The sequence below is a fragment of the Kribbella sp. NPDC059898 genome (genome assembly GCF_042730855.1).
Classification (GTDB): domain Bacteria; phylum Actinomycetota; class Actinomycetes; order Propionibacteriales; family Kribbellaceae; genus Kribbella.
Genome location: NZ_JBHWKR010000003.1, coordinates 58,692 through 78,222, shown reverse-complemented (window position 1 = coordinate 78,222; position 19,531 = coordinate 58,692). Strand labels below are relative to the sequence as shown.

The following is a 19,531-nucleotide window of genomic DNA, read 5'->3' as shown; positions in this document are numbered from 1 at the left end:
GGAACAATCGTGACGCTCGGACCGCGAGCCGGCCCCGTCGACCACCTGCACGCAGTGGCGCGGCCGGTCGTTTCGTAGGGTTCGGGGTATGGGTAGCAGTGTCTACGTTGCTTCGGTGGAGGGGACTGCCGGGAAGTCGACGGTGGCTCTGGGGGTGCTGCATCAGTTGTCGCGGCGGGTGGGGCGGGTGGCCGTGTTCCGGCCGATCGTGCGCGCGGACACCGCGACGCACGGTGGGCGGGACTACGTACTCGATCTGCTGATCTCGCAGGATGCAGTCGAGCAGTCGTACGACGACGGGGTCGGGGTCACGTACGACGCCGTCCACGCGGACCCGGATGCGGCGCTGGACACGATCGTGCAGCGGTACCACGCGGTGGCGGAGCGGGCCGACGCGGTGGTGATCGTCGGGAGCGACTACACGGACGTGGGTACGCCGACCGAGTTCTCGTTCAACGCGAAGATCGCGGCGAACCTCGGCGCGCCGGTGCTGCTCGTGCTGAACGGCTTCGACCGTACGCCGCACGACGTTCGCGCCATCGCCGACATGGCCGTCGCCGAACTGTCCGCCAACCACGGCTCGTTGTTCGCGGTCATCGTCAACCGGGTGGACGGTGGCGCAGGAACCGAGTTGGTTGCGGCTCTGGAGGGAGTGGGCGCGCCGGCGTTCGCCGTTCCTGAGGAGCCGTTGCTCAATCAGCCCTCGGTTGCGGACCTGCTTCCGCCGATCGACGGGCGGCTGCTGAGCGGCGACCCGCAGCTGCTCACCCGCGAGGTCACCGGCCTGATGATCGCCGGTATGACGATGCCGAACGTCCTCGACCGCCTCTTCGAAGGCGCCGCCGTGGTCACCGCCGGCGACCGCCCCGAGGTCGTGCTCGGCGTCGTCATGGCGCACGCGTCCCGCACCTTCCCGCAGATCGCCGCCATCGTCCTGAACGGCGGCTTCGAACTCCCCGCCCAGGTCCAGCGCCTGATCGAGGGTCTCGGCGTGACGCTGCCGATCATCGAGACCGGCCTCGGCACCCAAGCCACCTCCAGCAAACTCACCGCCGTCCGCGGCCGCCTCACCAAGGACGCCCCGCGCAAGATCGACACCGCGCTCGCGCTGTTCGACCAGTACGTCGACGGCCCCGCGCTCCTCGACCAGCTCGCCCTGGCCCGCAGCAGCGCGGTCACTCCGCTGATGTTCGAGCACCGCCTCGTCGACCGCGCCGTCTCCGATCGCCGCCACATCGTCCTCCCGGAGGGCGGCGAGGAGCGGATCCTCCGCGCGGCCGACATACTGCTCCGGCGTGGAGTCGCGGACCTGACGCTGCTCGGCGACCCGACCGTGATCAGCCAGCAGGCCGCGACCCTCGGCGTCGACGTCGGCGCGGCGAACGTCGTCCATCCCGAGGACAGCGACCTGACCGAACGGTTCGCCGCCGAGTACCACCGGCTGCGCAAGCACCGCGGCGTCGACCTCGACCGGGCGCGGGAGCTGGTCCGGGACGTCTCGTACTTCGGCACGATGATGGTCCAGCTCGGCCTCGCGGACGGGATGGTGTCCGGCGCCGTCCACACCACCGCCCACACGATCCGCCCGGCGCTCGAGGTGGTGAAGACCGTGCCGGACGTCTCCGTGGTCTCGTCGGTGTTCTTCATGTGCCTGGAGAACCAGGTCCTGGTGTACGGCGACTGCGCGGTGAACCCGGACCCGACCGCGGAGCAGCTCGCCGACATCGCGATCTCCTCGGCCGCGACCGCCGCGGCGTTCGGGGTCGAGCCGCGGATCGCGATGCTGTCGTACTCGACCGGCACGTCCGGCGCCGGCACCGACGTCGAAAAGGTGTCCAAGGCAACGACCATCGTCCGCGAACGCGCCCCCGAACTGCCGGTCGAGGGCCCGATCCAGTACGACGCGGCGATCGACGCCGCCGTCGCCCGGACCAAACTCCCCGACTCCCCCGTCGCCGGGAAGGCCACCGTGTTCGTGTTCCCGGATCTCAACACCGGCAACAACACCTACAAGGCCGTGCAACGCTCGGCCAACGCGGTCGCGGTCGGCCCGGTGCTGCAGGGGCTCCGCAAACCGGTCAACGACCTGTCCCGCGGCGCCACGGTCCGGGACATCGTCAACACGGTCGCGATCACCGCGATCCAGGCACAGCAGGGCGGCACGCGATGACCGACTATGTCCTGGTGATCAACGCCGGCTCGTCCTCGCTGAAGTACAGCCTGGTCGACGCCACGTCGGGTACGGCGGCCGCGACCGGTCTCGTGGAGCGGATCGGCGAGGAGCAGAGCCACCACGTGCACCACGGCCCGTCCGGCGACGTCGACGACGACCAGCCGGTCGCGGACCACGAGGCCGCCTTGGAGGCCGCCGTACGGGCGTTCGACAAGCACGGGCCGTCCCTCTCGGAGGTCGACATCGTGGCGGTCGGGCATCGCGTGGTGCACGGCGGCGACCGGTTCGCGGCGCCCGCGCTGGTGGACGACGAGCTGATCGCGGCGGTCACGGACCTGGTGCCGCTCGCGCCGTTGCACAACCCGGCGAACCTGGAAGGGATCGAGGTCGCCCGGCGGCTGTTCCCGGACCTGCCGCACGTCGCGGTCTTCGACACCGCCTTCCACCAGACGTTGCCGCCGTACGCCTACACGTACGCCGTACCGTCGTCGTGGCCGGCCGAGTACGGCATCCGGCGCTACGGGTTCCACGGGACGTCGCACGCGTTTGTGTCGGAGCAGGCGGCGCGGCTGCTCGGCCGCGAACCGGGCGAGCTGAACGTGATCGTCCTGCACCTCGGCAACGGCTGCTCCGCGGCCGCGATCCGCGGCGGGGAGTCCGTCGACACGTCGATGGGGCTGACGCCGTTGGAGGGGCTGGTGATGGGCACCCGCTCCGGCGACCTCGACCCGGCCGTCCACGGGCACCTCGCGCGGGTCGCCGGGCAGTCCGCCGAGGAGACCGACCGGATGCTGAACTCCGAGTCCGGGCTCAAGGGCCTGGCCGGCGTGAACGACTTCCGGGAGGTGCTCAAGCGGCGCGCGGACGGCGACGAACGGGCGCGGCTCGCGTTCGACGTCTACTGCTACCGGCTGAAGAAGTACGTCGGCGCCTACTACGCCGTACTCGGGACCGTCGACGCGATCGTGTTCACCGCCGGCGTCGGCCAGCACTCCGCCGAGGCGCGGGCAGCCGCGCTGGCGGGACTGGAGCCGCTCGGCATCGAGCTGGATCCGGTCCGTAACGCCGAGCCGAGGGACAACCTCGTCAGTGCCGACGACAGCCCGGTCAAGGTGCTGGTCATCCCGACGAACGAGGAGTGGGAGATCGCCCGTCAGTCCGTGGGTGTGCTCACCGGCCGCTGACGCGCCTGTCGTCCTTCGGTGGTCGCGGCCAGCGCGATGACGTAGCCGACGGCAAGCAACCACACTCCGCCGGGGTCCTTGGTGATCAGCTCCGCGACCCCGGCCAGCGCCACCAGTACGCCGACGGCCTGGCCCGCCACCGATGCGATCGCCGTCGCCTTGCGAGGGTCGCCGTACCGGTGCCACAGGACCGCACGCAGCACCCGGCCGCCGTCCAGTGGTACGCCGGGCAGCAGGTTGAAGACGCACAACGCGAGGTTCATCACCGCGAGCCACAGCACGGACATCTCGAGCAGACCGTGCTCCCTTGCCCGGAGCAACAATCCCCCGCCGAGGCCCAGTCCCCCCAGGCCGAGGCTGGCCGCGGGGCCGGCGGCGGCGATCAGGAACGCGCCGCGCGGCGTCTCCGGGTCGCCGTCGAGAACGCTCACACCGCCCAGCATCCAGAGCGTGATCCGCTGCACCGGCACCCGGAACCGCAGCGCGGTCAGCGCGTGCGCCAGCTCGTGGACGAGCAGCGACAGCACGAAGACCACGGCGACCAGGACACCGGTGATCCAGTACGCCGCCGTACTTTGGTCGGGCACGAGGTACGGCAGGGTCGTCCAGGCGAGGCTCCCGGTGAGGACCAGCACCATCCCCAGGATCGACCAGTGCGCGCCGATCGGAATGCCGGCGATCCGGCCGAAGCGGAGCGTTTCCTTCATCTGCGGCTCCCTCCCCCGCAGCCAGTGTAGGTAGCCCCCGAAACGGCGGGTCAGGGCTGGGCGGCCCAGTCGCTCCAGCTGGCCTTGGCGCCCGAGTCGCCGATGCGGACGACGTCGTAGACAGCAGCGCCGGCGACAAGGACGGCGACCACCGTGAGGGTCGCCGTGACGACGCCCGACGCGGGCGCCAGGAACACGCGCTTGACCGGCGACCGACCGGTGTCCTCCCGCTGACGCCACCAAACGAGCAGGGCGAGGACTGCGACGCCGATGGCCGCGTAGATGGCGGTGTCGCCGAGCTCCGTGTGCTTCTGGATGAGCGGGCTCGGCGTCAGGTGGCGTTCGAGCCACTCACCGGCGTTCGTCGTGATGGGAACCAGGACGACGACGATCAGGGAAAGGACCAGGTTCGGACCGGCGAGGCGCCGGCGGGCGGCCGGCCAGAGTGCGGTGAGCGCGAGCAGTAGGGCCGCGAGCGGGAGCAGTACGACGATCGCGTGGACGAGGAGGACGTGGGCGGGGAGACCGTTGACAGTCTTCATGCGGGTCACGCTGGCAGCCGGATCTTGGTGAATTCTTGGAGCCCTCAGCCGGTACACAGCGACCGTGCACACTGGAGACCGGGAGGGAGCGACCGATGGCCACTGCGACCAGGGCGCGACCGGCCTGGTACCACCGGGTCTGGTCCGCGGTCTCGCTCGTCGTGCTCGTCGCCATCGTGGAGTACGTCGTACTCCCGAAGCTCTCGGTCGCCCGCGAGTCGCTCGACCGGGTCTCCCGGCTGAACCCGGGCTGGCTGATCACCGCGATCGCCCTCGAAGCCGCCTCGCTCGTCTGCTACTCGCTCTTCAGCCGTGCGTTGCTGAACGGCAGCGCCGTCCGGTTCTCGTGGATCCTGCGCTCGGACCTCACCGGGTACGGCGTGAGCCACGTCGTCCCCGGCGGGGCAGCCACCGCGACCGCGGTCCGGTTCCGGCTGCTGGTCAGCGGCGGCGCGAAACCGGCTGACGTGACGGCGACGGTGACCGCGGAGGCCATCGGCTCGCCGCTCGCGCTCGTCCTGATCGCCTGGCTGGCGACAATTCCCGCGGTCATCCTCCGCGACGCGACTCCGGCGTACCTGACGTTGTTCCTGGTCGGGCTCGTCGTCCTCGCCTGCGGGCTGCTCGCGGTCCGCGAGCGGTCCAGGGTCGAACGGCTCGCCGCCCGTCTCCTCCGCGCCACCGTCCACCGCCTGCCGCAGCGCATCGGCCCGTGGATCGAGTCCGTCGCGCTCCGGCTCCGCGACCTGCTCGCCGACCCCGAGGTCCGGAAGGCGTTCCTGCTGTGGGCCACCCTGAACTGGCTCCTGGACGCCGCCGTGCTGTGGACGTTCCTCGCCGCGTTCGGGTCGCCGATCAGCCCGGTGCCGGTCCTGCTCGCGTACTGCGCCGCGAACCTGGCGGCCGTCGTACCGCTCACGCCCGGCGGCATCGCGGTCGTCGAGGGCATCGCGATCTCCAGCCTGCTCGGCTTCGACGTACCCGGCCAGACCGCGGTCCTCGCCGTACTGTCCTGGCGGTTGCTCCAGTTCTGGGCGCCGGTCCCGCTGGCCGGCCTGTGCTACCTGAGCCTGCGCGTCAAGGCTCGATGAGCCCGGCGCGGATCGCATAGCGGGTCAGCTCGGTCCGGTCGCGCATGCCGAGCTTCTGCAGGATGTTGGCCCGGTGCCGTTCGACCGTCTTCTGACTGATGGTCAACAATCTGGCAATCTCCTTGGACGGGTACCCCTCGGCGATCAGCTTCACCACCTCGTCCTCGCGCGCGGTCAGCACCTGCCCGGGCACCCGCTCGCCGCGCCGGACACGGTCCACGTAGTCACGGACCAGCGTGCTCATCACGCCCGGGTACAGGAACGACTCGCCCCGGCCCGCCGCCCGGCACGCGTCGACCAGATCGCGGTCAGCGACCGACTTCAGCACGTAGCCGCTCGCCCCGGCCTTCAGCGCGGCGAAGAAGTACTGCTCGTTGTCGTACATCGACAGCATCAGCATCTTCGGTGGATCCCGCCGCCGGGACAGCTCCCGCGCCGCCTGCAGCCCGGTCATCCGCGGCATCGCGACATCCAGTACGGCGAGATCGACCGGCGTGTCCCGGAACGCCCGCAACGCCTCCGCCCCGTCTCCCGCCTCGGCCACCACCTGCAGGTCCGGCTCGCTGTCCAGGATCAGCCGTACGCCGCGCCGTACCAGCGCGTGGTCGTCCGCGAGCAGGATCCGGATCATCGCCGCTCCAACGGGACAGCCAGGCGTACCGACGTACCCGACTTCCCCGGGCCGACCGTCAGCTCGGCCCCGATCAGGATCGCCCGCTCCCGCATCCCCCGGATCCCGGTCCCGTCCTCGGCTCCACGCATCCCCGTCCCGTCGTCGTCGACCTGCAAGATCACCACCTCGCCCTGCCGCTGCAGCGACAGCTGTACGCCCACCGCCTGCGAGTGCCGGGCCGCGTTCGTGAGCGCCTCCTGCGCGACCCGATAGATCACCAGCTCACGCTCCGCCCCGAGCTCGGGCAGCCCGGGCGACGTGACCCGCCGTACTCGCATCCCGTGCGCGGAGTACTCGGTCGCGAGCGCGGCCAGCGCACTCTGCAGCCCGAGATCCTCCAGTACGCCGGGCCGCAGCCGCCGAGCCACGCTGCGTACCTCGTCGAGGGTCGCCCGCGCGGTCTCCTGCACTTCCGTCAGTTCCTGCTGAACGGCCGGCGGCAGGCCCGACGACAACTGCTTCAGCCCGAGCAGTACGGCGGTCAGCCCCTGCCCGATCTCGTCGTGCAACTCGCGCGCGATCCGGTGCCGTTCCGCCTCCTGCGCCTCGAGCGCCATCGCGTTGCTCCGGCCGCGCTCCAGCTCGAGCCGTTCGAGCATCGCGTTGAACCCGTGGACGAGATGCTCGACCGCGCTGTTCCGCGACTCCGGCAACCGCCGTCCGGGCCGTTGCAGATCGACCGAGTCCATCAGCCGCGCCAGCCGGTCGAGCGGCGCGAGACTGGTCCGGAGCAGGATCGAGTTCAGGACGACGATGCCGATCAGGCCGAGCACCAGAACCACCGCCTCCGACACCAGCACGGTCGCGGACACCGTGACCGGAGCCAGCGCGAGCGCGGCCGTCCCGACCACGAACACCAGCCCGTTGATCAGGCAGACCCGCCAGTACAAAGGCATTCCGTTCACCTCTCCACCTTCCACTACGCGCGTCGGCCACGTCCATGAAGACGGCCAAAAGTGGGTGCCAGCACTCATACCGCCGCAGCGATCCGCCCCGCAGACTGGAAGCGCGGCGAGGCGCGCCCGACGTGCCGAGGGGGTCGTTGGCGGAGCGTCTCGCCGCGTCCACACGGCTCCGGGAGGCAGCATGCTGTTCACGCCGACGTCGATCCTCGTCGCGCTCCTCGTCCTCGCGGTGGTCGCCGCGCTCGAACCACACGCGGTCCCCCGCGACCGCGTTCTCGTCGTACTGCGCTCCGGCCGCGTCGACCGGGTTGTCACCGCCGGGATCGCGCTCCGGCTGCCGTTGCTGGAAAGCTACGTCTGGTTGCCGAAGGCATCCACCCGGCATCCGCTCACGCTCTTGGCCCGCAGCCGCGAAGGCGTCGAGGTCCGGATCGCCGCCGAGGTCGGGATCGAGATCGTCGACCCCGCTGCAGCCGTCGAGCACACGCTGCACCCGCTCGACCTCGCGCTCGACGAGATCGAGCGGGCACTGACCCGGACCATCGCCCGCTGCGACGTAGCAGCCCTCGCCGAGCTTCGGTCGTACCTCGAGCTTGCCGTCGACGTACCGGGGATGCGGGTCTCCGCGGTGGACGTCGGCGCGGTCGAGATCGCGCTCACGCCGTACGCGCTCCGCTCGGTCGGCGGTCAGACGAAGTAGCGCAGCCACACGTACACCCAGGCGAGTCCGATGCTCAGCGCGGTCACCACGACGCCGTACCGGGTGAACCGCCAGAACGTGATGTGGTGCCCGCTGCGCGACGCGATGCCGAGGGCAACCACATTGGCGCTCGCGGCCACCGCCGTACCGTTGCCGCCGAAGTCGGCGCCGAGCGCGAACGCCCACCACAGCGCCTTCCCGGTCCGCGGCTCCTGCTCGACGACACCCTCCACCACCGGCGTCATCGTCGCGACGTACGGGATGTTGTCGAAGAACGCGCCGAGTATGCCGGAGCCGAACAGCAGAGCGGTTGCCGCCAGCAAGTACCGGTCGCCGATCGCGGCCACCGCCCAGTCCCCGATCGCCTCGATCACACCGGTGTGGGTGAGCCCGGACACCATCACGAACAGGCCCATGAAGAACACCAGCGTCGCCCACTCGACCTCCCGCAGTACTTCGCCGACGTCCGCCTTCGAGACCAGCACCATCACGCCGGCGCCGATCAGCGCGACCAGCGACGGCTCCAGGTGCAGGACCGAATGCAGCGAGAACGCGGCCACCATCAGGCCGAGCACGATCAGGCACTTCACCAGCAGCCACGGGTCGCGGATCGCGCGCCGCTCCTGCAGCGCGAGCACGGCCGCGACCTGCTCCGGGTTGAACCGGAAGTCCTTGCGGAACAGGAACCGCGAGAGGATCACGAACAGCACGAACACGATCACCACGATCGGCGTCATGTGCACCAGGAAGTCGTTGAACGACAGCCCGGCGCGGCTGCCGATGATGATGTTCGGCGGATCCCCGATCAGGGTCGCGGCGCCGCCGATGTTCGACGCCAGCACCTCGGCGATCAGGTACGGCTGCGGCGGGATCCGGAGCCGTTCGCAGACCACGATCGTGACCGGCGCGACCAGCATGATCGTGGTCACGTTGTCGAGGAACGGCGAGGCGACCGCGGTGATCAGCATCAGCAGCACCATCAGCCGGTACGGCCGGCCGCGGGACCGTTTCGCGGCCCAGATGCCGAGGTAGTCGAACACCCCGGTCTGCTTGACGATCCCGATCACGACCATCATGCCGAGCAGCAGGAAGATCACGTTCCAGTCGATCCCGGCGTGCTCGGAGAAGAACACCTCGGTGCCCGGCGCGAGCCCGAGGACCAGCATCGCGGCGGCGCCGATCAGCACCACCTTGACCTTGTCGGCCTTCTCGGTCGCGATGAAGAAGAACGCCAGGCCGAAGATCACCAACGCGACGAGTGGCCTCACGCTCACCCCGGCGGCTGGTCCTCGAGCCCGGCGACCGCCAGACTCGTCAGCAGGCGGTCCAGCGTGATCACGCCGGTCAGCACCCGGTCCGCGCCGACCACCGCGATCAGCGGGCTGCGGCCGCGAGCCATCAACGCGGCGATCTCCAGCAGCGTCGCGTCCTCGGTCAGCGTCAACGGCCGCGCGACCGGGCGCGGCAGGCAGTCGCCGACAGTCAGGCCGCCGAGCTCACGCCAGAAGCCGTCCGCCGACGACTCGTCGACGGTGCGGGACAGCATCGGGTCGTCCTGGTACGCCGCCGGGATGCACAACCGCAGTACCTGTGATCCCGGCAGTACGGCGACCGGCCGGCCGGCGTGGTCGACCACCACGAGCCCGGGCAGGCGCCCTACCGCCATCAACTGCACAGCTTTGACCACCGGATCAGCCACCGTGACCGTCGGCAGCCGCACCACTATGTCCACGGCCCGCATCGGCGCCCCTTGCCCAATCGCAACACTCACCAGACCTCCCCTGACGACGTACTCAGGAGTCAAGTCTTGTTGCGGGCGGTGGACCGAACCATGGGGTCCACACCCCAACTTCTGGGGTCAGATCACGCGGGGTGGAGGAGCCGTCTTGTCGCTGCGAGCAACGCGGAGCCGCACCCGGTGTCGCAGCCGAGGAAGGCCGAGTACGGCGTCCAGCTCCGCGGCGGCGTTGGTGACCGCGGCCTGTACTTTCTCCAGGTCCGCACTCGGCTCGATCGTGCACTGCAACTCGGCAACCAACTCGCCCCGGTCAGCAACCACCCGCCCGGAGGCATCGCGAATCTCCGGGAGGCTGCAGAGATCCACCGCGGCCGCCGCAACCGCCGCGTGCGCATCCGCGGACAGGCGCCCGGTGCGAGTCCCACCGGCTTCGCCGTCGGCCCGCCGTTCGGCGGTCAGGTGGAAGCGGCCGTTGACCCGGCGGGGCAGGTGGGCGGTCAGCCACCACAGGCCGACGCCGGCGGCGACCACACCCGCAACACCTGTTGCCCAGGGCCACCAACCGGCCGCTGTCCGGTTCGGCAGGGTGAGCTGGTGCGTCGTACCGGCGTGCCACCAGAGGAGCGCGAGGGTGCCGGCTGCGATCAGGCCGAGGGCGACCAGCACGCCGACGGTCCGGTCCAGGGTGATTACTCCGCGGCGCACGTCAGTCCTCCCTGAGGTCGACGCGGACGCGGGGCTTGGGTGTGACGGTGCTCAGGCGGTCGGCGATCGCCGTACCCACCTCGTCGTGCACCCTCGACGGATCGCCGAACGTCGTCACGGTCGCCTGCAACCGCCGCCGTTTGGCGACCACCGACGCGGCCGTCACCGAATCCACTTTCCCCGCACTGTCCGCCGCCAACCGCGCCGCAGCGGCCGGCCGGATCCACACGATCTCCCCCACCGCCAAATGCGTCCGCCGCCGCGGCTTCAAAGCCACCACCAGCAAGACCAAACCAACCACAATCACCGCAATCCCCACCGACCGCAGCCACCCACCCGGCTCCACAACCACCGCCCGCCCGAACCACCCGTCCGGAATCACCCGCCCCCGCAACAACCCCGTAGCCCGCAACATCTCCGCAACCCCAACACCCCCCACCCCCACCAGAACCAACGCCCCCACAACCCCAACCCCCCAAGCCGCAGGCCCCGCCGCTGGCGCCTTAGCCGCCGGCACCACCGGCCGATGGGTCGCCTCCGCCTGGTGTGACGTGCGGGGTTCGACGGTGGTGATGTCTACGTCTACGCGGTCCACGCCGAGGCCGGTGAAGCGTTCGACGTCTTCGGTGACGGCCTGGCGGAGCTCGGCGGCGACCTCCTCCAGCGGGCGGCCCCAGGCGGCCGCGACCTGGAGCTCGATACGGGTACGGCGGCCCGCGACGATCGCCCGTGCCTTCGGGAGGCCGCGGCCGAGGACGCTGTCCCGGCGGACCACCGCGCCGTGCCTCCGCGCGGTGATCTCCGCGATCCGTTCGACCGCCCGCTGGGCGATGACGAGCCGCCCTCGATCACCCCCGTACGCGACCGAGGACGGCTCAGCTCCGGGCGCGACCGTGGCCTCAGCCACGACCACGGCGCGAGATCAGGTCGTCGATGCCCTTCGTCCCGTCGGACAGGAACCGGCCGACGACGAGCCCGACCGCGCCCAGGACGAGCGCGAGCAGGAAGCCGGGGAACCCGCCGGCCGCGGCGGCGATGGCGATCAGCAGACCGGCGAACAGACCGATGGTCGACGTGCTCACGTGCTCTCCTCAGGAATGGGCCGGTGCCTGGGACCCGGCGGTTCAGGGACGGGTTACTGGACCCGGCGTTCGGCCGGGGCTTCGGCGGTGTCGTCGTCGTCCTCGTCGTCGCCTTCGAGGTGGACGTCGCTGACCGCGATGTTCACCTCGGTGACCTCGAGCCCGGTCATCCGCTCGACCGCCGAGATCACGTTCTGCCGGATCGCGCCGGCCAGGTCGGCGATGCTCACGCCGTACTCCGCGACCAGCTCGATGTCCACGGCGGCCTGCTTCTCGCCGACCTCGACCGACACGCCCTGGGACAGGTTGGTCCGGGAGCCGGGGATCCGCTCGCGGAGCATCCCGACCGCGCGGGCCGCGCCGCCGCCGAGCGCGTGCACGCCCTCGATCTCGCGGGTCGCGATGCCGGCGATCTTCGACACCACGATGTCCGCGATCACGGTCTTCCCGGCGGCGTCGGTACCGGTGCCGCCGGCAACGATGTCCGTGGCCGCCGGGTCGGCGGTCCCTCGTGCGGAGGTCCTGGCGGTGGTCTTGGCGGCAGTCGCGGTCTCGGTCATCGGACGGTGCCTTTCTGGTCAGGTGTGGTGCCCGTACGACGGTTGGACACCGGCACGCACCGGATCGTCACGCGCCGCACCAGCGTGACATGTCTCACGCCGTCGCTCCGGGAGGTTACCGTGACAGGTGTGCCACCGGTGTCGTCCTCACAACATGAACCACCTGGAGCCGCGATGACGGGCGGTCCGGCCCTGATCGAGCTGGACGAGGCGACGCTGGTCGCGCGCGCCCGCGATCGGGACGCGAGATCGTTCGAGCTGCTGGTCCGGCGGTACCAGCGGCGGATCTACACGCTCTGCCTGCGGATGCTGGACGGCGCCAGCGGCGAGGCGGAGGACATCACGCAGGAGACCTTCGTCACCGCGTGGCGGCGGCTCCCGGAGATCCAGCACGACGCGGCCTTCGGCGGCTGGCTCTACCGGACCGCGACGAACAAGTGCCTGACCGTCCTCCAGCGCCGCCGCCCGACGGTGGATCTCGACGACCAGCACCCGGCGACCGACGACGACCCCGCGCGTACGGCGGGCACGACCGCCGCGATGGACGCGCTCTCACACGCACTCCGGCAGCTGCCGCCGCAGCAACGGGCGTGCTGGTTGCTGCGCGAGGTGCACGGCCGTTCGTACCAGGAGATCGCCGAACTGGTCGGTACGACGCCGACCGCCGTCCGCGGACGGATAGCCAGAGCCCGCGCCGAGCTCGCGGAGGTGATGAAGCCATGGAGGTGACCGATCTCCACCCGCTGGCCTGCGGCCGAACGGTCGAGGACGTGTGGGAGGAACTCGACAGCGGTACGCCGAGCGCGCACCTGGCCGAGTGCCCGCACTGCCGGACCGCGCGCGCGAGCCTGGAGCAGCTGGCCGCGGCGACCGAGGCCCTGATCGACGACCCGGTCGACCTACCGACCGGGCTGCTGGACCGGATCATGACCGCGGTCCGCGCGGACGTGAATCTCGGCCGGACCATTCCGCTCGGGTCCGCGGAGGTGGAGCTGTCCGTGCCGGCGCTGGCCGCCGTACTGCGGTACGCCGTCGACGCGGTGCCCGGGATCCGCGCCCGGCAGTGCCGGATCGAGCTGGTCGGCCACGACACGGTGCGGGCGTCGATGACGGTCGCGCTGAAGTTCGGCGGTGGGCAGGTTGCCGCGCTCGAACAGGCTCGCGAGCGAGCTGCGACCGCGTTGCACGCGCAGATCGGGTACGCCGTCGAGAGCTTCGACTTCGAGGTGGTCGACGTGTGGACGGATCCGCTGTGACGCCGGATGACGCAGCCGAGGTGGAGCGGGTCGAGCTGGCCGAGGTGGCGGCCGGTGCGGCTCGCGCGGTGGCGGGGGTGGTGCGCTTGCAGCCGGGGCTGGTCGGGTTGTTGAAGCAGCTCGCGGCCCAGGCGTGGGAACGGGCGACCGGGCGGCCGGTTCCCGACATCGCCGGGATCGACGTCGAGCTGCGCGCCGACGGCCGGGTCGAGATCGGCGCGCGGATCGTGACGGCCGCCACCCATCGCGCCGCCGAGGTGGGCGCCGCGGTCCATGCGGCGATCAGCACGGCAGTCGAGTCCGTCACCGGACGGGCCCCACAGGTCCGGGTCCGCATTGTCGAAATCGATCTCGAGCCGAACCGCTGACCCGCGCGGTGATCTCCGGGCCCGCTTAGGGTCGTGGGTATGGACGAGTGGCGGTTCGGGCGACTGACCGACGAGGCCGCGGTGACGCCGGCGTACGACGACAGCGGGTTCGAGACGGTGACGTTGCCGCACACCGTCGTACCACTGTCGTGGCGCGACTGGGACCCGGACTGGTGGGAGGGCCGGTGGTGCTACCGGCGATGGATCGACGTACCGGCCGATGCGCGGCGGGTGTTCCTCGACGTGGACGGGGCACTGCACGCGGCCTCGGTGTACATGAACGGCGAGCTCGTGGGATCGCAGAAGGGCGGGTACCTCGCGCACACCTACGAGGTGACGCCGAGGCCGGGGCCCAACCTGATCGCCGTCGTGCTCGACACCCGCTGGCTGCCCATCCCGCCGAACGGGCACCCCGACGGGCACGGCGCCGTCGACTACTACCAGCCGGGCGGCCTCTCGCGATCCGTCGCCGTCCGCTTCGAACACGACACGTTCATCTCGGACCTGTACGCGCGCCCGCTGGACGTACTCGACCTCGCCGCCCGGCGCCTCGAAGTGACGTGCACGATCGACGGCGGACCCGCGCAGGTGGACGTCGAGCTCCGGGCACCGGACGGCCGCGTGATCGCCGCCGGATCCGGCGCCCGCCTGACGCTCCGCGACCTCGACGTACAGCTCTGGTCGCCCGACTCCCCCGTCCTGTACGACGTGGTCGCCCGGCTCGGCAACGACAGCGAACGGACCGTCCGGATCGGGTTCCGCGAGGCACGCTTCGAGGTCGACGGGTTCTACCTCAACGGCGAGCGCATCGACCTGTTCGGATTGAACCGGCACCAGATCTTCCCGTGGACCGGCATGGCGATGCCCGATCGCGGGCAGCGCCGCGACGCCGAGATCCTCCGCAACGAGCTGAACTGCACGATGGTCCGCTGCGCGCACTACCCGCAGTCGCCGGCGTTCCTGGACGCCTGCGACGAGCTAGGGCTGCTCGTCTTCGAGGAGATCCCCGGCTGGCAGTACGTCGGTGACGCCGCCTGGCAGGACCTGGTGGTCGCCGACGTCGAGCGGATGATCCGCCGCGACCGCAACCGCCCGTCCGTGGTCGTGTGGGGCGTCCGGGTGAACGAGTCGGCGAACTACCCGGACCTGTACCGGCGTACCCAGAAGGCCGCCAAGGCGCTCGACCCGGACCGCGCGACGAGCGGCGCGATGGTCGCCTCGGAGTACTCGTCCGACGACTTCCACCAGGACGTGTTCGCGTACAACGACTACGCCCACGACGAGACCGGCGCGACCCTGCTCGAACCGCTGCCGGACATCCCGTACCTGGTCACCGAGGCGATCGGTTCGCTCGCCGGGCCGCACTTCTATCGGCGGACCGATCCGCAGGAGGTGCAGGCCCGGCAGGCGTTCCTGCACGCCCAGGTGCATCAGCAGGCGGCTGTCGACGACCGGTACCTCGGCGTCGTCGCGTGGCAGGCGTTCGACTACCACTCCGAGAACGGTTGGGTCGACCATCGACTGAAGTGCAACGGTGTGGCCGACACGTTCCGGATCCCGAAGCCGGGAGCCGCGATCTACCAGTCGCAGGTGTCGCCGGCGCGGCGGGCGGTGATCGCGCCGGCGTTCTACTGGGACGGTTCCGCGCCGGACGAGCTGATGATCTGCTCGAACTGCGACAAGCTCGAGGTGTTCGCCGACGGGCAGCTGGTCGCGACGGTCCGCCCCGACACCGAGCGCTTCGGCGGACTGCCTTACCCGCCGTCGTTCGTGCCGCGACCAGCCGGACGCGAGCTGCGGATCGACGGCTACGTCGACGACGGTCCAGTCATGAGCCGGAGCTTCTCAGCCGACGCCGACCATCTGGAACTGGTTGCCGACGACACCGAACTCACCGCCGACGGCACCAGAGTGGTGCTCCAGGCAACAGATGCCTACGGCAACCTGATCCCCACCACCGGCATCGTCACCTTCGACCTCGACGGACCTGCGCGGCTCATCGGCGACAAGACCTTCCCACTGGAGTCCAACGGCGGCGCGGTCGCGATCTGGGTGCGGCCGAGCGGCCCTGGCCGCATCACCCTTACCGCGACGCACCCGAAGCTCGGTACCGCATCCGTCATGATGACCGCGGTCTGAGCCACCCGCCGAGCGCGGAAGCCCGCGCTACCTAGCCATAAGGGCGGTCCACAGGGGTTAGGCGAGATGGGCGATCTGCTCCTGGATCCGGAACTCGAGACCGTCCGCGACCGCCAGGTACACGTCCTGGTCGACCAGGTTCCCGTCGAGCCGGAGCAGCCCGCGCGGGCTGTCGTAGAAGTGCCCGGTCGGCAACCCCGCCGACACCGCGACCGTGCCGCTGATCTCCCCGAGCCGCGCGAGGAACCGGATCGCCTCGTAGCAGGACTCGCCGACCGCGTTCAGCGCCGGAGCGTACGGCCCGAAGCGGTCGTAGTACCGCCGGGCGAACTCACTGCTCTCCACCGTCGGCAGCCCGTCGAAGTACGCCGCTGCCGCGTACACCCCGTGGTTCGCGCCCGGTCCACCACCGAGCAGCGTGTTCTCTTCGATCGCGGTACTCAACCGGATCATCCGCTCGCTCAACCCGCCGGCCGCGAACTGCCGGTTGAAATGCACCGCGTCCTGGCCCATCAGCAACATGATCACGCCGTCGGCCGCGGTCGCGCGCACACCGTCGATCACGTCCCGGAAGTCCGACGTACCGAGCGGGACGTACGCCGAGTGCACGATCTCGGAACCCGTTCCCTGCAAGGCTTCCCGCGCCACGGATCCGGTCACCCGCGGATACACATAGTCGTTGCCGACGACAACCCAGCGTCGCGCACCGAGCTGCTCGCGCAACCAATGTGTTGCCGGGAGCAACTGGTTCACCGGCCGCTCGCCGAGCATGAACACTCCGGGCGTGTCATCGGCGCCCTCGTGCATCGCGGCGAACGCGTACACGACCCGCCCGCCGATCCGCCGGTTCAGCGCGACCCGTACGGCGGAGATGTGCCATCCGGCCACCGCCTCCACCCGCCCCGCGTCGACCAGCCGCCCGACCTCCTCCGCGACGACCTCGGGCGACCGCCCCGCATCCACCTGGACGAGCTCGACGCGCCGGCCGGCGATCCCGTTCGCAGCGTTCAACTGCTCCACGGCGAGCTCCCCGCAGGCCAGGCAGGACGGGCCGTAGATCCCGGTCGGACCCTGCCGCGGCACGACGAAGGCGATCGGCAGTACGTCGGCACTCCGCACGTCCACCTCCTTCGGGTCGCCGCTCAGTCTGACCGAACCGGAGGCGGAAGTTCGAGTGAACCGGCTATATTCCCAGCACCTGAACCGGGAGGAGGCCGGCATGCTGCTCGTGCTGAAGCGGATCGAGCGACAGCTCGAGCTCGGGCTGCAGCCGCTGCTCGACGAGTTCGGGCTGACGATCGAGCAGTGGCGGATCATGGCCGCGCTGCGCGAGGAGCCCGGCCAGCCGATGTCGGTGCTGGCCGAGTCCGCCGTACTGCCGGCCGCGAGTCTGACGCGGCACGTGGACAAGCTGGTCGAGCGCGGTCTGGTGCTGCGCCGCATCCACCCGGACGACAAGCGGCGGATCGTCGCGGCGCTCTCCCCCGTCGGCGGTACCGTCGCCGAGCGGCTGAGCGGCGTACAGCAGGAGCTCGAGGCGGAGCTGGCGAAGTACTTCCAGATGGAAATACGCGAACGTAGCAGCACGGCAACACAGCGGTAACACGGCGTTCCTAGGTTCCTTCCATTCGGGTGCATCCCCCGTCGGCAGCGTCGCCGGCCCGCCGGAGCACCGCTCGCCCGAAGGTGCCGCAGGAGTTCCGCCATGACTGTTGAACCCTCGCTCGACGACCGCACCACCGCCTCACCGACACCCACCACCGCGACCCGCGAGACGCTGGAGGACTACACGCTCCGGTTCGCGCCGCGCAGCTACCGGAAATGGTCGACCGGCGTCGTCGCCGTCTCCGCCCTCGGCGGGATCGCGTACCTCGCCGACTTCGCGATCGGCGCGAACATCGGGATCTCGTACGGGACCACGAACGCGCTCTGGGGCATCGCGATCTTCGCGGTGGTGATCTTCGCGACCGGCCTGCCGCTCGCGTACTACGCCGCGCGGTACAACATCGACCTCGACCTGATCACCCGCGGCAGCGGCTTCGGGTACTACGGGTCCGTCGTCACCAACGTGATCTTCGCGTCGTTCACGTTCATCTTCTTCGCGCTCGAAGGCTCGATCATGGCGCAGGGCCTCTACCTCGGGCTGCACGTACCACTGTGGCTCGGGTACGCCGTGTCCACGCTGGTGATCTTCCCGCTCGTGATCTACGGGATGAAGGTGCTGTCCACGCTGCAGGTGTGGACGACGCCGCTGTGGCTGATCCTGATGGTGCTGCCGTTCTGCTACCTGCTGATCTCGCACCCGTCGTCGGTGTCGACGTTCTTCGCCTACGGTCCGCACGCCGACTTCGGGTCAATGCTGCTGGCGGCCGGGGTGTGCCTGTCGCTGATCGCTCAGATCGCCGAGCAGATCGACTACCTGCGGTTCATGCCGCCGAAGACCCCTTCGAACTCACGACGGTGGTGGACCGCGGTGCTGCTCGCCGGTCCCGGATGGGTCATCTTCGGCGCTCTGAAGCAGGTGATCGGGCTGTTCCTCGCGGTCTACATCATCGCTCAGGTCGACAGCGGTACGGCGATCGCGAACCAGCCGGTGCACCAGTTCCTGGAGATCTACCGCGGGTTCCTGCCGGGATGGCTCGCGATGACGCTGGCCGTCGTACTCGTGGTCATCTCCCAGGTGAAGATCAACGTCACCAACGCGTACTCCGGTTCGCTGGCCTGGACGAACTCGTACACCCGGCTGACCAGGCACTACCCCGGCCGGCTGGTGTTCCTCGGATTCAACCTGGTGATCGCGCTGGTACTGATGGAGGCGAACATGTTCGACTTCCTGAACACGATCCTCGGGTTCTACGCGAACTGCGGGATGGCCTGGATCGTGGTGGTCGCCTCGGACATCGTGTTCAACAAGTACCTGCTGGGGTTGTCGCCCAAGGCACCGGAGTTCCGCCGCGGGATGCTGTACGCGGTGAACCCGGTCGGCTTCGTGTCGATGGGGCTGGCCGCGGGCGTCTCGATCGTGGTGTTCTTCGGCGGCCTCGGCTCCGGGATCAAGCCGTACTCCCCGCTCGTCGCGATCGGCCTGGCCCTCGTCCTGCCGCCCGTACTGGCGGTGGTCACGCGCGGGAAGTACTACCTCCGCCGTACCGACGACGGCCTGGATCTCCCGATGTACGACGACCACGGCAACCCGTCCGGCGAGGTGCTGACGTGTCACGTGTGCCGGCAGGACTACGAACGCCCCGACATGACCGCCTGCGAAACCCACGCCGCCGCGATCTGCTCACTGTGCCTCAGCACCGACAAGATCGCCGACCACGTCCTACCGTTGCAGTCATGAACTTCACCCCCGCCGACGTCGAGAAGCTGCTGCTCTCTGTGGCCGGCATGGTCGCCCGCGACCGGCTGGCCCGGGGGGTGCTGCTCAACCACCCCGAGGCTGTCGCACTCCTCAGCACCTGGGTCATCGAACGCGCCCGCGAAGGCTCCCAGGTCGCGGACCTGATGGAGACGGGCCGCACGGTCCTCACCCGCGACCAGGTGATGCCAGGCGTCGCCGACCTTCTGCACGACGTCCAGGTAGAAGCAACCTTCCCCGACGGCCGCAAACTCGTAACCATCCACAACCCGATCATCTGAGGACAGATCCATGCGCGCTCGAAGCACCAAGCGGCTGGACCACCGGGCCGACAGCGGGGGCGGCGT

General features: G+C 70.1%; 22 protein-coding genes. 11 read left to right on the top strand and 11 right to left on the bottom strand.

Going from position 1 to position 19,531, the window contains the following annotated elements; genetic code table 11:
* Positions 1–88 precede the first annotated feature (88 nt).
* Together pta and ACFV9C_RS10455 are read left to right on the top strand one after the other, a co-directional pair.
* Positions 89–2,170 carry a phosphate acetyltransferase gene (gene pta, locus ACFV9C_RS10460; protein WP_380192436.1) on the top strand — a complete coding sequence of 694 codons (2,082 nt, stop codon included), beginning with the start codon at positions 89–91 and terminating at the stop codon, positions 2,168–2,170.
* Positions 2,167–3,357 (top strand): acetate/propionate family kinase, encoded by a 1,191-nt coding sequence (locus tag ACFV9C_RS10455; protein ID WP_380192435.1) that lies wholly within the window; start codon positions 2,167–2,169, stop codon positions 3,355–3,357. Before pta ends, ACFV9C_RS10455 begins: the two co-directional genes overlap by 4 nt.
* Here ACFV9C_RS10455 and ACFV9C_RS10450 read toward each other — a convergent pair.
* A complete protein-coding gene (locus ACFV9C_RS10450) occupies positions 3,327–4,064 on the bottom strand; it encodes a site-2 protease family protein (protein ID WP_380192433.1) in 738 nt (245 codons plus the stop codon). The two genes, ACFV9C_RS10455 and ACFV9C_RS10450, sit on opposite strands and share 31 nt — an antisense overlap.
* Positions 4,065–4,114: 50 nt before the next feature.
* A complete protein-coding gene (locus tag ACFV9C_RS10445) occupies positions 4,115–4,606 on the bottom strand; it encodes a DUF2231 domain-containing protein (protein WP_380192431.1) in 492 nt (163 codons plus the stop codon).
* 95 nt (positions 4,607–4,701) lie between these two features.
* Here ACFV9C_RS10445 and ACFV9C_RS10440 point away from each other — a divergent pair, with 95 nt between their 5' ends.
* Positions 4,702–5,697 carry a YbhN family protein gene (locus ACFV9C_RS10440; protein WP_380192429.1) on the top strand — a complete coding sequence of 332 codons (996 nt, stop codon included), beginning with the start codon at positions 4,702–4,704 and terminating at the stop codon, positions 5,695–5,697.
* On the opposite strand, the gene ACFV9C_RS10435 is transcribed toward ACFV9C_RS10440, so the two are convergent.
* The gene (locus tag ACFV9C_RS10435) at positions 5,684–6,328 is read right to left on the bottom strand and encodes a response regulator (protein WP_380192426.1); all 645 of its coding nucleotides are present in this window, start codon (positions 6,326–6,328) and stop codon (positions 5,684–5,686) included. The genes ACFV9C_RS10440 and ACFV9C_RS10435 overlap by 14 nt on opposite strands.
* The gene (locus tag ACFV9C_RS10430; RefSeq protein ID WP_380192424.1) at positions 6,325–7,266 is read right to left on the bottom strand and encodes a histidine kinase; all 942 of its coding nucleotides are present in this window, start codon (positions 7,264–7,266) and stop codon (positions 6,325–6,327) included. The genes ACFV9C_RS10435 and ACFV9C_RS10430 overlap by 4 nt, the downstream gene beginning before the upstream one ends.
* Before the next feature lie 190 nt (positions 7,267–7,456).
* On the opposite strand from ACFV9C_RS10430, the gene ACFV9C_RS10425 reads away from it, so the two are divergent.
* Entirely contained in the window at positions 7,457–7,975 is a 519-nt protein-coding gene (locus ACFV9C_RS10425) for an SPFH domain-containing protein (RefSeq protein ID WP_380192422.1), read from the top strand.
* On the opposite strand, the gene ACFV9C_RS10420 is transcribed toward ACFV9C_RS10425, so the two are convergent.
* The 6 genes from ACFV9C_RS10420 to ACFV9C_RS10395 all read right to left on the bottom strand — a co-directional run bounded on the left by ACFV9C_RS10420 (position 7,963) and on the right by ACFV9C_RS10395 (position 12,060).
* Positions 7,963–9,249 carry an SLC13 family permease gene (locus ACFV9C_RS10420; RefSeq protein WP_380192421.1) on the bottom strand — a complete coding sequence of 429 codons (1,287 nt, stop codon included), beginning with the start codon at positions 9,247–9,249 and terminating at the stop codon, positions 7,963–7,965. The genes ACFV9C_RS10425 and ACFV9C_RS10420 overlap by 13 nt on opposite strands.
* Positions 9,246–9,746 (bottom strand): CBS domain-containing protein, encoded by a 501-nt coding sequence (locus tag ACFV9C_RS10415; protein WP_380192420.1) that lies wholly within the window; start codon positions 9,744–9,746, stop codon positions 9,246–9,248. Before ACFV9C_RS10415 ends, ACFV9C_RS10420 begins: the two co-directional genes overlap by 4 nt.
* An 87-nt stretch (positions 9,747–9,833) precedes the next feature.
* Positions 9,834–10,418 carry a hypothetical protein gene (locus ACFV9C_RS10410; protein WP_380192418.1) on the bottom strand — a complete coding sequence of 195 codons (585 nt, stop codon included), beginning with the start codon at positions 10,416–10,418 and terminating at the stop codon, positions 9,834–9,836.
* A 1-nt stretch (position 10,419) separates the two neighbouring features.
* Positions 10,420–11,331, bottom strand: a complete 912-nt coding sequence (locus ACFV9C_RS10405) for an Asp23/Gls24 family envelope stress response protein (protein WP_380192416.1) — start codon at positions 11,329–11,331, stop codon at positions 10,420–10,422.
* Complete coding sequence (locus tag ACFV9C_RS10400; RefSeq protein ID WP_209695774.1) at positions 11,318–11,500, bottom strand: hypothetical protein; 183 nt, start codon at positions 11,498–11,500, stop codon at positions 11,318–11,320. The genes ACFV9C_RS10405 and ACFV9C_RS10400 overlap by 14 nt, the downstream gene beginning before the upstream one ends.
* Before the next feature lie 53 nt (positions 11,501–11,553).
* Positions 11,554–12,060 (bottom strand): Asp23/Gls24 family envelope stress response protein, encoded by a 507-nt coding sequence (locus tag ACFV9C_RS10395; RefSeq protein ID WP_380192414.1) that lies wholly within the window; start codon positions 12,058–12,060, stop codon positions 11,554–11,556.
* 174 nt (positions 12,061–12,234) lie between these two features.
* On the opposite strand from ACFV9C_RS10395, the gene ACFV9C_RS10390 reads away from it, so the two are divergent.
* Genes ACFV9C_RS10390 through ACFV9C_RS10375 form a run of 4 tightly spaced genes read left to right on the top strand, consistent with a single transcriptional unit; the run spans position 12,235 to position 15,823 of the window.
* Positions 12,235–12,789, top strand: a complete 555-nt coding sequence (locus tag ACFV9C_RS10390) for an RNA polymerase sigma factor (protein WP_380192413.1) — start codon at positions 12,235–12,237, stop codon at positions 12,787–12,789.
* Positions 12,780–13,316, top strand: coding sequence for an Asp23/Gls24 family envelope stress response protein (locus ACFV9C_RS10385; RefSeq protein ID WP_380192411.1), 537 nt, complete (start codon positions 12,780–12,782; stop codon positions 13,314–13,316). Before ACFV9C_RS10390 ends, ACFV9C_RS10385 begins: the two co-directional genes overlap by 10 nt.
* The gene (locus ACFV9C_RS10380) at positions 13,313–13,684 is read left to right on the top strand and encodes a hypothetical protein (protein WP_380192410.1); all 372 of its coding nucleotides are present in this window, start codon (positions 13,313–13,315) and stop codon (positions 13,682–13,684) included. The genes ACFV9C_RS10385 and ACFV9C_RS10380 overlap by 4 nt, the downstream gene beginning before the upstream one ends.
* 39 nt (positions 13,685–13,723) lie before the next feature.
* Positions 13,724–15,823 carry a glycoside hydrolase family 2 protein gene (locus ACFV9C_RS10375; protein ID WP_380192408.1) on the top strand — a complete coding sequence of 700 codons (2,100 nt, stop codon included), beginning with the start codon at positions 13,724–13,726 and terminating at the stop codon, positions 15,821–15,823.
* A gap of 57 nt (positions 15,824–15,880) precedes the next feature.
* Here the strand turns inward: ACFV9C_RS10375 and ACFV9C_RS10370 are convergent, their stop codons facing one another.
* Positions 15,881–16,942: a substrate-binding domain-containing protein gene (locus tag ACFV9C_RS10370; protein WP_380192406.1), complete on the bottom strand. Its 1,062-nt coding sequence runs from the start codon at positions 16,940–16,942 to the stop codon at positions 15,881–15,883.
* Positions 16,943–17,042: 100 nt separating this feature from the next.
* On the opposite strand from ACFV9C_RS10370, the gene ACFV9C_RS10365 reads away from it, so the two are divergent.
* The 3 genes from ACFV9C_RS10365 (at position 17,043) to ACFV9C_RS10355 (ending at position 19,465) form a co-directional block, all read left to right on the top strand.
* Positions 17,043–17,426 (top strand): MarR family winged helix-turn-helix transcriptional regulator, encoded by a 384-nt coding sequence (locus ACFV9C_RS10365; protein WP_380192404.1) that lies wholly within the window; start codon positions 17,043–17,045, stop codon positions 17,424–17,426.
* Positions 17,427–17,528: 102 nt separating this feature from the next.
* Positions 17,529–19,166 (top strand): purine-cytosine permease family protein, encoded by a 1,638-nt coding sequence (locus ACFV9C_RS10360; protein ID WP_380192403.1) that lies wholly within the window; start codon positions 17,529–17,531, stop codon positions 19,164–19,166.
* Complete coding sequence (locus ACFV9C_RS10355) at positions 19,163–19,465, top strand: urease subunit gamma (RefSeq protein WP_380192401.1); 303 nt, start codon at positions 19,163–19,165, stop codon at positions 19,463–19,465. The genes ACFV9C_RS10360 and ACFV9C_RS10355 overlap by 4 nt, the downstream gene beginning before the upstream one ends.
* Positions 19,466–19,531: the final 66 nt, after the last annotated feature.

Bases quoted from the DNA above. Each gene is read 5' to 3' on its own strand.
- ACFV9C_RS10430 (WP_380192424.1), bottom strand. From the start codon at position 7,266: ATGCCTTTGTACTGGCGGGTCTGCCTGATCAACGGGCTGGTGTTCGTG.
- ACFV9C_RS10385 (WP_380192411.1), top strand. From the start codon at position 12,780: ATGGAGGTGACCGATCTCCACCCGCTGGCCTGCGGCCGAACGGTCGAG.
- ACFV9C_RS10450 (WP_380192433.1), bottom strand. From the start codon at position 4,064: ATGAAGGAAACGCTCCGCTTCGGCCGGATCGCCGGCATTCCGATCGGC.
- ACFV9C_RS10445 (WP_380192431.1), bottom strand. From the start codon at position 4,606: ATGAAGACTGTCAACGGTCTCCCCGCCCACGTCCTCCTCGTCCACGCG.
- ACFV9C_RS10360 (WP_380192403.1), top strand. From the start codon at position 17,529: ATGACTGTTGAACCCTCGCTCGACGACCGCACCACCGCCTCACCGACA.
- ACFV9C_RS10355 (WP_380192401.1), top strand. From the start codon at position 19,163: ATGAACTTCACCCCCGCCGACGTCGAGAAGCTGCTGCTCTCTGTGGCC.
- ACFV9C_RS10455 (WP_380192435.1), top strand. From the start codon at position 2,167: ATGACCGACTATGTCCTGGTGATCAACGCCGGCTCGTCCTCGCTGAAG.
- ACFV9C_RS10425 (WP_380192422.1), top strand. From the start codon at position 7,457: ATGCTGTTCACGCCGACGTCGATCCTCGTCGCGCTCCTCGTCCTCGCG.
- ACFV9C_RS10440 (WP_380192429.1), top strand. From the start codon at position 4,702: ATGGCCACTGCGACCAGGGCGCGACCGGCCTGGTACCACCGGGTCTGG.
- ACFV9C_RS10365 (WP_380192404.1), top strand. From the start codon at position 17,043: ATGCTGCTCGTGCTGAAGCGGATCGAGCGACAGCTCGAGCTCGGGCTG.
- ACFV9C_RS10390 (WP_380192413.1), top strand. From the start codon at position 12,235: ATGACGGGCGGTCCGGCCCTGATCGAGCTGGACGAGGCGACGCTGGTC.
- pta (WP_380192436.1), top strand. From the start codon at position 89: ATGGGTAGCAGTGTCTACGTTGCTTCGGTGGAGGGGACTGCCGGGAAG.
- ACFV9C_RS10435 (WP_380192426.1), bottom strand. From the start codon at position 6,328: ATGATCCGGATCCTGCTCGCGGACGACCACGCGCTGGTACGGCGCGGC.
- ACFV9C_RS10375 (WP_380192408.1), top strand. From the start codon at position 13,724: ATGGACGAGTGGCGGTTCGGGCGACTGACCGACGAGGCCGCGGTGACG.
- ACFV9C_RS10395 (WP_380192414.1), bottom strand. From the start codon at position 12,060: ATGACCGAGACCGCGACTGCCGCCAAGACCACCGCCAGGACCTCCGCA.